Annotated in this window: 6 protein-coding genes; 2 read left to right on the plus strand and 4 right to left on the minus strand. The window is 46.8% G+C overall.

Annotated features, from left to right (window positions below):
* Window positions 1-291: 291 nt before the first annotated feature.
* Window positions 292-879: a recombinase family protein gene (locus CRENPOLYSF2_RS03240; RefSeq protein WP_087142530.1), complete on the plus strand. Its 588-nt coding sequence runs from the start codon at window positions 292-294 to the stop codon at window positions 877-879.
* A 385-nt stretch (window positions 880-1,264) separates the two neighbouring features.
* Here the strand turns inward: CRENPOLYSF2_RS03240 and CRENPOLYSF2_RS03245 are convergent, their stop codons facing one another.
* The 4 genes from CRENPOLYSF2_RS03245 to CRENPOLYSF2_RS03260 all read right to left on the minus strand — a co-directional run bounded on the left by CRENPOLYSF2_RS03245 (window position 1,265) and on the right by CRENPOLYSF2_RS03260 (window position 2,954).
* Window positions 1,265-1,462, minus strand: a complete 198-nt coding sequence (locus CRENPOLYSF2_RS03245; protein ID WP_087142531.1) for a DUF6794 domain-containing protein — start codon at window positions 1,460-1,462, stop codon at window positions 1,265-1,267.
* Window positions 1,463-1,480: 18 nt separating this feature from the next.
* Window positions 1,481-2,269: a nuclease-related domain-containing protein gene (locus tag CRENPOLYSF2_RS03250; protein WP_087142532.1), complete on the minus strand. Its 789-nt coding sequence runs from the start codon at window positions 2,267-2,269 to the stop codon at window positions 1,481-1,483.
* 221 nt (window positions 2,270-2,490) lie between these two features.
* Window positions 2,491-2,697: a hypothetical protein gene (locus tag CRENPOLYSF2_RS03255; protein ID WP_087142533.1), complete on the minus strand. Its 207-nt coding sequence runs from the start codon at window positions 2,695-2,697 to the stop codon at window positions 2,491-2,493.
* The gene (locus CRENPOLYSF2_RS03260; RefSeq protein ID WP_087142534.1) at window positions 2,694-2,954 is read right to left on the minus strand and encodes a hypothetical protein; all 261 of its coding nucleotides are present in this window, start codon (window positions 2,952-2,954) and stop codon (window positions 2,694-2,696) included. Before CRENPOLYSF2_RS03260 ends, CRENPOLYSF2_RS03255 begins: the two co-directional genes overlap by 4 nt.
* Window positions 2,955-3,396: 442 nt before the next feature.
* Here CRENPOLYSF2_RS03260 and CRENPOLYSF2_RS03265 point away from each other — a divergent pair, with 442 nt between their 5' ends.
* Entirely contained in the window at window positions 3,397-4,329 is a 933-nt protein-coding gene (locus CRENPOLYSF2_RS03265) for a tyrosine-type recombinase/integrase (RefSeq protein WP_087142535.1), read from the plus strand.
* The last annotated feature ends 81 nt before the right edge of the window (window positions 4,330-4,410 follow it).

Here is a 4,410-nt window from a genome sequence, read left to right on the forward strand (position 1 = left end):
CCACAATGCCTGAACAATTCCATCAGAAGCATCATCTGGATGCACCGTACCGCACGAAGCCAACAACTGACTGCCTGGTTCGTGTAGGCCGACCGTAAGGATTCGTGCGTGTTTGGATAGTAGTGCTCTGTAACCCGCATTAAACCTGGATTTTTATCATTTTTACTGAAAACAGCCCTGTCCGAAATTGATCTGTTTCGGACATGCCTTCCAATGGGTGTACAAAAGTAAGCTAAATGTATTTCGTACACAGGTTATAATTCGTACATCCCTTTCGGACGGAATTGGCTCATGTCGCGAGTTTTTGCATACTGTCGCGTTTCGACTACCGACCAAATTACCCTGAATCAAAGTATAGAAATCAAGGCAGCTGGGTTTGCTATTGAAACGCAGCGCCTTATTGAAGAGAGCATCAGCGGATCCGTGGCAGCGAAAGAACGTCCAGGCTTTACTAAATTGATCGACTGGATGGAGTCCGGCGATATTTTGGTAGTGACAAAACTTGACCGGCTTGGGCGTAATGCGATGGATGTGCGGGCAACCGTAGAGCTGCTTTCTGGTCAGGGGATACGCGTACACTGTCTTGCTCTGGGGGGCGTTGATCTGACCAGTTCAGCGGGGAAGATGACAATGCAAGTAATCGCTGCGGTCGCTGAATTTGAACGTGACCTGTTAATTGAACGGACGCAGTCAGGGATTAACCGGGCTAAGGCTGTTGGCAAACAATTTGGCCGACCACCCATACTAAATAAGGTGGAACGAGCAAAAGTCATGGAAAAATTGGCTGCTGGCCTTAATGTTACCGAGTTAGCCCGTGAATTCAAGACGCCCCGACAAACCATTATGCGAATAAGGGAGGTTGCTTTGACATCAAAATAAAACGGGCGGTTTATTGCCCTGAATAACCTGTACTTTTTAGCGGCGGATTTATCACACCTAGAGCACCCATATGCCACGATACTTTCGAACCACCCACAGCCGGAGTCCAATGGCATGCAACCCAGCGATACCGCTTATCCCCGCTTTAAAACCCGCCTGACGCAAGCAGAGTTAGAGCAGTTCTACACCCCGACAGAAGCTAACACCGGAATTAATTGCGGGCTTCAGTCCATACCGCACATCCCATATCAACCGCTTCGGATTGTTCGAGCTGAAAGAGCGCTATCCACTGCTGGTGGACTATTGGATTATGTTTTGAATGTAAAATGTAGGATTAATGCGGGTTACAGGTCACTACTATCAATTTACGAAGCAATCCTTACGCCTAGCCGTGTAGGCCAAAAGCATTCCGAATCATAACGCCAAGACTGAAATGCAAATTGATCAACTCGTCATTTTTCATGGCCGCAATAGCAAGTTTGTGTTCACCATCCAGTATTGTCATCAGATGATCGACTGCATCAACAATGGTTTTTGGTTGTTGAACGCTTTGTTGAAAATGGTCTTTCCAGTTTTTAGCCATTAGTTAAAACCTCATAGGTTACGTTATTTGTCTAATCGTTTTGCATCTTGGATAACTGGAACAACCCAGAAATTGATTTCCTGGATTGTTGCCATTTCGTGCTGTCCTTAAAACCATTTTATTGCCACAGTTCGGGCATGAATTATTATCATGCCGTTTTTCGACAATTGTTTTTACGTGGTTAACATGGTCAATATGGGTTCTGATCGATGGTTTTAATCGACCCGATTGAATTGCGGTGCAAATATCCAGAACTTCATCCTCGCTCAGGATAAATAGCGTTTTGTTTTTGATAAACCGGATATAGCCGCCACCGTAAACAACGTTATCTGGCATAGCAGTTTTGAAGGTGCTGTCACCGATAAAAACAACCAGCGAAAATACTTTGTTAGAATCAAGTTCTAAAGCGGCTTGCAGCGTTTGGGTGTGTTTGTAATTTTGATGCAGTGGGTTCTGGAATTTGGAAGTGTGCCGGTAAATTTTCTGTGTCCAAGTTTTTTGCTGGGGACTACCGAATATCCAGCCTTTCATGTTCTTGGTTTCGATAACGAAAACACCATGTCGAGAAACAATAATATGGTCGATTTGGGTTGTGCCGTCTTCTGTTGGTAACGTCACATTTTTGAACAGTGTGTAGACCTGCTTATCCAAAAAGAATTTTGCCGCCAAGTTAACTTGAAGCTCACCGATTGCGCCTTTACCAAAAGGTGATTTCAGGATTGCCGCGATAAGGAACAGCGGTAATAGCCACCAAAATTCACGTATTATCGGAACAAAAACGTTTAGCAGGATTTGGTTGATGTCCATTGAATCCTTGATGGTAGGTTATTACCTACAAGGATAGACCAAACTTTAGGCAATCTAACTAAACCCTACATTTTACGGTTAGTTGGGTTTGGATTTGGCGCACAAAAGCCTGGGTTATCCACATGTTTTGTGGATAACCCGCACGCTACAGCATCGGGGCAATCATCACCCACCGTAAAATCCTATGAAACATTTCTGTCGTTTGTTTAAGTTCACGGTATTTAAAGCCGGACAAAATAAGGCAACGCCACCAGCACAACACCGATTCCAAGCAATAGCGGCACTGTCCCGACAAAGTAGGGATAGACCATCAGCGCCAAGCCGCACAGCAAAGGCGACAGCCGTTGCTGTTTTTTGCCGTAAACGAAAAAGCCCAGGCCAACCGAACTGAACACCACGCCCCAGAGCAGCAATGCTTCACTGGTCATGTTGATTCCTGCGGCACAAAGCGTATCAAGCCATAGCGCGGTGGGTTCAGCTTTTTTTCCAGTTGCTCAAGAGCCATGCGGATCACTTCGGTGTAGCCGTCCTGTAATTTGCCCTTGTCGCCGTAGCCGAGCGAGGCCATGAGTTTTAACAGGCGCTCGTTGTCAGTTTGGTCGAGCCAGCAGGTTAAATGGCGGTCGCCGGATTTCAATCTGGATTCGCGGTAGCGTTTTTGTTTTTCTGAGTTTTGGATTGTCATAGTCGGTTATATGTAACTGCAAAGTTGGTTATATATAACCAATTTTGGTCACATGGGCAGTTTCGCCTTTTCTTGTGGTCAAAATCGGTAGTTATTTAATAAAAAATATTATTAATCAATGTGTTGGTGTTTTTGTTGGGTTGAATTTGCGCCCACAAAACGCCACTCTCAACTTTATGAGCAGCAAGTTCCGTACCGTCAAAAAACCGTGTTTTTTGGCCTATTTTTACTAAAACAAATGCTTTAGTGGTTTTAGTCGCCTCATCGTTTGCCAGTGTGTGTTTTTACTGTCCTTAATAGGCTTTAATTTGCATGGGATCTAGAAAATTACGTTTTACCATTCCCAATAAAAATTTATAAAATACTTATTTTAGTGTATAGTACAGGCTGGCATTGAGGCCAAAATTTTTTTTCAGGTTTGCAAACGCGAGGTGGAGCAGTCATGGCCGATACCAACGAAACCGGATTTCCGGCCATCCGAAAAGAGTTCCTGGGGTTTTTGAAATACTCCAAGGGGCATTCGGATGCCACCTGTTACAACTACAACTCGGATTTGAACCGCTGGCAAAAGTGGCTGCTGTCCGAACAACTGAACTGGCGGCAATGCAGCGCGAACGATGTGGAGCATTTTGTCTCGTATTTGTCGCGTGAAGGCGTGGGGGCGCATGCGGTGGCGCGGAAGATTTCCTGCCTGGCCACATTCTACAAATGGGCGAAGCGCAACCACAAGGTACAGGAAGACCCGATTTACCAGATCGAAAAGCCCAAGCGGCCACGGCGCATCCCCGTGTGGCTGGAGACCGAGGAACAGGCCGCACTGCTGAAAGCCACCCGCAACTATGACGACATCCCCGACAATATCTTTGGCCGCAGCCGCGCCTCTTCGCTGAAAATACGCCAACGCTATGACCTGCTGTTTGAGCTGATCCAAAAGTCCGGCCTTCGGATCAGCGAGGCGTTGGGGCTGAAGGTGGCGCATGTGCGCGTGGTCGATGGTGTCGCAAAACATGTGCGGGTGATCGGCAAGGGCGATAAGGAACGGCAGGTGCCGTTGCCCGAATCGTTTGGCCGTGTGCTGGCGTTATCCTTGGCGGGGAAGGGCGGCGAGGATTATGTGTTCGCCAAGAAAGCCGGTGCCAAGGCACCCGGTGCCCATGCGGTACGAGCGTATTTAAAGAAACTGATCGACAAGGCCGGCATTGATAAAAAGGTCACGCCGCACAAATTACGGCATACGTATGCCACGCGGCTATTGGAAAAGGATGTGCAACTGGTGGACATCCAGGCGCTGCTGGGCCATGAGAGCATCGCCACCACGCAGATTTACACCCATGCGGGGCAGGAGCGGTTGAGTAAGCTGGTGGCGGATATTTGAAGCGCGTGTTTAGATATTTTTCTCTGTACATGACAAAAAATTATAGCGATTGGCAACATTGTTTTAAATCAATAAATTGAA

The sequence above is a fragment of the Crenothrix polyspora genome, assembly GCF_900163755.1.
In the GTDB taxonomy this organism is placed as follows: Bacteria; Pseudomonadota; Gammaproteobacteria; order Methylococcales; family Methylomonadaceae; genus Crenothrix; species Crenothrix polyspora.